Origin of the sequence: Mesorhizobium sp. M2A.F.Ca.ET.037.01.1.1 (assembly GCF_003998075.1) — a bacterium.
In the GTDB taxonomy this organism is placed as follows: domain Bacteria; phylum Pseudomonadota; class Alphaproteobacteria; order Rhizobiales; family Rhizobiaceae; genus Mesorhizobium.
The window spans coordinates 1-5,050 of sequence record NZ_RZSA01000457.1 but is presented as its reverse complement, the minus strand read 5'-3'; the positions used below and the strand labels follow the sequence as shown (position 1 = coordinate 5,050).

Here is a 5,050-nt window from a genome sequence, read left to right as displayed (position 1 = left end):
TCGGCCCTTCCTGCCCGGGCGTAAGCCCGGACGTCATCACCAGAAGGATACCAGCAAACACGGCAAAGGCGAGGCGGGTTCCAAAAACGTGAAGCGGTTTTGCCGGGTTATGATCAGAAATTGCCAGGATTCGTATTGGAACCGCAGACCAGGACCGCCACGCGCTCGCCCTCCGCCGGCACATAGCGCCCGGAAAGCATGGCGGCGAAGGCCGCTGCGCCACCCGGCTCGGCGATGATTCGCACGCGGTCCCACAGCGCCTTCTGCGCAGCTATGATGTCGTCGTCGCTGACCAGGATAGAGCGCTCGACGAAGGCTTCGGCGATCGGAAACATCATCTCGCCGACGCGCTTCGGGGCCAGCGAGTCGGCGGCAATGCCTTCGGCCGGGGCGTCGACCGGCTCTCCGGCCTCCAAAGCGCGATAAAGCGTCGGAGCGCCCTCGGGCTCGATGGCGACGATGCGGATGCGACCCGCGAACCAGGCGGCTATGCCGCCGATCAGGCCGCCGCCGCCAACGGCAACCAGCAGCGTGTCGATCTCGGGCAGATCGGCCTCGATCTCCAGGCCGAGCGTGCCCTGGCCGAGCAGCGTTTCCTCCTGGTTGAAGGCGTGGATCTGCAGGGCGCCGGTCCGCGCCGCGAAGTCCTCGCTGGCGGCCAGCGCCTCGGCATAGCGGGCCCCGCCGACGACCAGATCCGCGCCGTAGCTACGGATGCGCGCGAGCTTGGCCGGGGGACTGACCTCGGGCACGAAGATCGTGGCCTTGTGCCCAAGCTTCATGGCGGCGTAGGCGACGGCCGCACCGTGGTTGCCGCCGGACGCGGCCACCACGCCGGCCTCGGGCACCTGGCGTTCGAGCAGGTTGGTGAAGGCGCCGCGCGCCTTGAAGGAACCGGAATGCTGTAGGCTTTCGAGCTTCAGGTCGACCGGAAAGGCGGGACGGCCGAAATCCGCCATGTCGACGCGTATGACCGGGGTATGGCGGATATAGGGGCGGATGCGCGGCTCCACGGCGGCGATGCGCTCGCGCGTGATCGTCTTTTTCTCCAGCATGGCTTGCTCCTTAAGGCGTCACCGCTCGGCTACTTCAGCCAGTCGGGAACGGAATCCAGCCCGATCAGGTCCTCATAGGTCTGGCGGGGGCGCACGACATGGAAGCGGTCGCCGTCGACCAGAACCTCCGGCACAAGAAGCCTGGTGTTGTAGGTGCCGGCCTGCACCGCGCCATAAGCGCCGGCGGTCGAAACAGCGATCAGGTCGCCGGCCTTCAGCCTAGGCAGGTCGCGGTCGTGGCCGAGGAAGTCGCCGGTCTCGCAGACCGGGCCGACGACGTCGACCTTCATGCGGGGTGTGGAGGCGGGCGGCTGCACCACCGGCCGGATGTCGTGGAAAGCGTCATAGAGCGTCGGCCGGATCAGGTCGTTCATGGCGGCGTCGACGATAAGGAAATTCCTGGCGTCGCCTTCCTTCACATAGATGACCTCGGACACCAGGATGCCGGCATTGCCGACGATCAGGCGCCCGGGCTCGAACATCACCTTGAGACCGAGCCTGGTGACATGCTTCCTGACGATCTCGGCATAGGCGTCGGGCAGCGGCGGCGGGCTGTTGTCGACGCGGTAGGGGATGCCGAGGCCGCCGCCGAGATCGACATGCTCGATCGCATGTCCGTCGGCGCGCAGCGCGCCGACCAGCTCGACCAGCAGCGCGAAGGCGTCGTCGAAGGGCTGCAATTCGGTGATCTGGCTGCCGATATGGGTGTCGATGCCGGTCACCTTGATGCCGGGCAATTCGGCCGCGCGGGCATAGACCTGCCGCACGCGCTGCCACGGGATGCCGAACTTGTTCTCGGCCTTGCCGGTCGAGATCTTCTTGTGTGTCCTGGCATCGACATCCGGATTGATGCGCAGCGAGATGGGCGCCACCTTGCCGAGCGCCACGGCGCGCGCCGACAGCAGTTCGAGTTCAGGCTCGGATTCGACATTGAAGCAAAGAATGCCGGCGGAGAGCGCGAAATCCATCTCGCGCGCGGTCTTGCCGACGCCGGAAAACAGGATCTTGCTGGCCGGGATGCCGGCGGCCAGGGCACGGCGCAATTCGCCTTCCGAGACCACGTCGGCGCCAGCACCTTGCCTGGCCAGCGTCCTCAGCACGGCCTGGTTGGAGTTCGCCTTCATGGCGTAGCAGACCAGCGCGTCGAGGCCGGCGAAGGCTTCTCTGAAAACGCGGAAATGCCGGGTCAGCGTCGCCGTCGAATAGCAGTAGAAAGGCGTGCCGACCTCGGCTGCTATATCGGGGATGGCGACGTCCTCGGCATGGAGCACGCCGTCGCGGTAGTCGAAATGGTTCACGAGGGTTGGTCCCGAAAGTTGGAGCGTGGTGAGATCGAGCGATCCCGTCGGCTCTAGAGCAGTGGATCGAGGATGAACTTCCTGTCCTTGACCGGTTTCTCCGGCTCGGGCGGGAGGGGCTGCTTGGCTTTTTCCGCATCCTTGCGCGCCTGCTCCGCCGCCTCATAGGGCGTGTCGAGGCCGGTCTTCCTGCCGCAGGCCGTGACGGTGACAACCGCCGCCAGCAGCGCTAGCGTCACCAAAATCCTGCTACGGGTCATCGATCCATCCGTTTGAAATTGTTTCCTGTGCCGCCGCTTTTAGCCGAGTTTTCGGCACTTTGCATCCGGGCAATTGTTTTGATGCATATCGTGCCCAGAACCGCTGCACACGTCCGGGCGACATGCATTTGTTTTGATGCATGTCGTTGTCCCAGAACCGCTATGCACTTCTGGCGACAGGCATTAAGCCTTGGCGAGCCGCTTTTTCCAGTAGCGGATCTGCTTGCGCACTTCGGACGGCGCGGTGCCGCCGAAGCTCACCCGGCTCTTCACCGAATTCTGCACGGCAAGCACCGAGAAGATGTCGTCGGTGATGCCGGGATGGATCGAGCGCAGGTCCTCCAGCGAGAGCTTCTCCAGGCCGACCTTCTTCTCCTCGGCGAGCGCCACGGCGCGGCCGGTGACATGGTGCGCCTCGCGAAAGGGCAGGCCGAGATTGCGCACCAGCCAGTCGGCGAGGTCGGTCGCGGTGGCGTGACCGGCGCCGGCGGCCTTCTTCATGGCGGCGGCGTTGACGGTCATGTCGCGCACCATGCCGGTGGTCGCCGCCAGCATCAGGTCGAGCGTCTCGGCGGCGTCGAAGACCGCTTCCTTGTCCTCTTGCATGTCCTTGCCATAGGTCAGCGGCATGCCCTTCATCACGGTCAGCAGGCCGACGAGATGGCCGTTGACGCGGCCGGTCTTGCCGCGCACCAGCTCGGCGGCGTCCGGGTTCTTCTTCTGCGGCATGATCGAGGAGCCGGTGGAGAAGGAATCCGACAGGCGGATGAAGCCGAATTGCGGCGTCGACCAGATGACGATCTCCTCGGCGAGCCGCGAGAGGTGCGTCGCGCAGATCGCGGCGAGGCTCAGGAATTCCAGCGCGAAGTCGCGGTCCGAAACGCTGTCCAGCGAATTGCGCGTCGGTTCGCGGAAGCCGAGCGCCTTCGCGGTCATATGACGGTCGATGGAAAAGCTGGTGCCGGCAAGCGCCGCCGCGCCAAGCGGGCTTTCGTCCATGCGCTCGATGGCGTCGTGGACGCGCGAGAGGTCGCGGCCGAACATCTCGACATAGGCCATGCAATGGTGGCCGAAAGTCACCGGCTGCGCGGCCTGCATATGGGTGAAGCCGGGCATGACGGTCGCCGCATGCTCCTCGGCGCGTTCGAGGAATGCGGCGATCAAGTCCTTCAATGCCTCGGCGACGCGCTGGCATTCCTGCTTGACCCAGAGCCTCAGATCGACCGCCACCTGGTCGTTGCGCGAGCGGGCGGTGTGCAGACGTCCGGCCGCAGGGCCGATCAGGTCGGCAAGGCGGGCCTCGACATTCATGTGGATGTCTTCCAGCCTGGTGGAGAATTCGAAGGTGCCGGCCTCGATCTCTTTCAGGATCGTGTTCAGCCCGTGAGCGATTTTTTCTTGATCGGCCGCCGAAATAATGCCCGTTTCAGCCAACATCTCGCTATGGGCGATCGATCCGCTTATGTCCTGCGCATAGAGCTTGCGGTCGAAGCCGATCGACGCGTTGATCGCTTCCATGATCGCGGCCGGACCCGAGGCAAAACGTCCGCCCCACATCTGGTTGCTGGCCTTCTTGTCGCTCATCGCTATAACCCGTGCTCCGGAGCAGTTTTGAAAATGGCAGACGGCAAGAGATTCTTTTTTCCGGCTACGCGCCTAATCCTTGCCGCTTTGGTGGCGGGCGTGCTGGCCGGCGCGGTCGCGGTATATGTCAGCGAGAGCGGTTCTGGCAACAACGCTCCGGAGAAGGTCGCTGCGGCCGCCGGCAAAGACGACACCGCCTGTGCGGCCAAGGCAACCCGGGCCAAGACCGTCGCCGCAAAAGCGGTTGGCCAGGTCGCGGCGCTGCAGCCAGCCGATCCGCCGCAATCGCTGAAAAGCCTCGCCTTCAACGGTCCCGATGGCAAGCCGATGACGATCGCCGACCATGCCGGCAAGACGGTGCTGCTCAATCTGTGGGCGACATGGTGCGCGCCTTGCCGCGCCGAGATGCCGGCGCTCGACGCGCTGCAGAAGGAGAAGGGCAGCAAGGACTTCGAGGTCGTCGCGGTCAATGTCGATACGGGCGACGATACCAAGCCGAAGAAGTTCCTCAAGGAAATCGGCGTCGAGACGCTCGGCTTCTACCGCGATCCGACGATCGCCCTGTTCAACGAGGCGAAGACGCGCGGCCTGGCGCTCGGGCTTCCGGTCACCATGCTGATCGACGCGGACGGCTGCTTGATCGCGCATATGAACGGCCCGGCCGAATGGTCGGGAGCGGATGCCAGGCGGCTGGTCGAAGCCGCGCTCGGCCCGTCAAGCTGAGCGCAGGGCCGCCGCCGGTTCCAGCATCAGGATGCTGCCGCCGCCGCGCGACCTGCCGGCGCCGTCGTCCTCCTTCTCGGAAGGCACGCCGGTCAGCTCACCGAACGCCTCGATCGGGCCCGGCCTGCCA

At 65.3% G+C, this 5,050-nt stretch carries 5 protein-coding genes; 1 reads left to right on the top strand and 4 read right to left on the bottom strand.

Annotation, left to right across the window (positions count from 1 at the left end):
* Positions 1-113: 113 nt before the first annotated feature.
* From EOA27_RS21350 to argH, 4 genes are all read right to left on the bottom strand, one after another.
* Positions 114-1,055, bottom strand: a complete 942-nt coding sequence (locus tag EOA27_RS21350; protein WP_126081032.1) for a threonine/serine dehydratase — start codon at positions 1,053-1,055, stop codon at positions 114-116.
* Between the two features lie 29 nt (positions 1,056-1,084).
* Positions 1,085-2,353, bottom strand: coding sequence for a diaminopimelate decarboxylase (gene lysA / locus EOA27_RS21345; protein ID WP_126081033.1), 1,269 nt, complete (start codon positions 2,351-2,353; stop codon positions 1,085-1,087).
* Positions 2,354-2,406: 53 nt separating this feature from the next.
* Complete coding sequence (locus EOA27_RS21340) at positions 2,407-2,613, bottom strand: lipoprotein (RefSeq protein ID WP_126081034.1); 207 nt, start codon at positions 2,611-2,613, stop codon at positions 2,407-2,409.
* A 183-nt stretch (positions 2,614-2,796) separates the two neighbouring features.
* Positions 2,797-4,197 carry an argininosuccinate lyase gene (argH, locus tag EOA27_RS21335; RefSeq protein ID WP_126081035.1) on the bottom strand — a complete coding sequence of 467 codons (1,401 nt, stop codon included), beginning with the start codon at positions 4,195-4,197 and terminating at the stop codon, positions 2,797-2,799.
* 33 nt (positions 4,198-4,230) lie between these two features.
* On the opposite strand from argH, the gene EOA27_RS21330 reads away from it, so the two are divergent.
* Positions 4,231-4,920 (top strand): TlpA disulfide reductase family protein, encoded by a 690-nt coding sequence (locus tag EOA27_RS21330; protein ID WP_127257092.1) that lies wholly within the window; start codon positions 4,231-4,233, stop codon positions 4,918-4,920.
* Positions 4,921-5,050 lie beyond the last annotated feature (130 nt).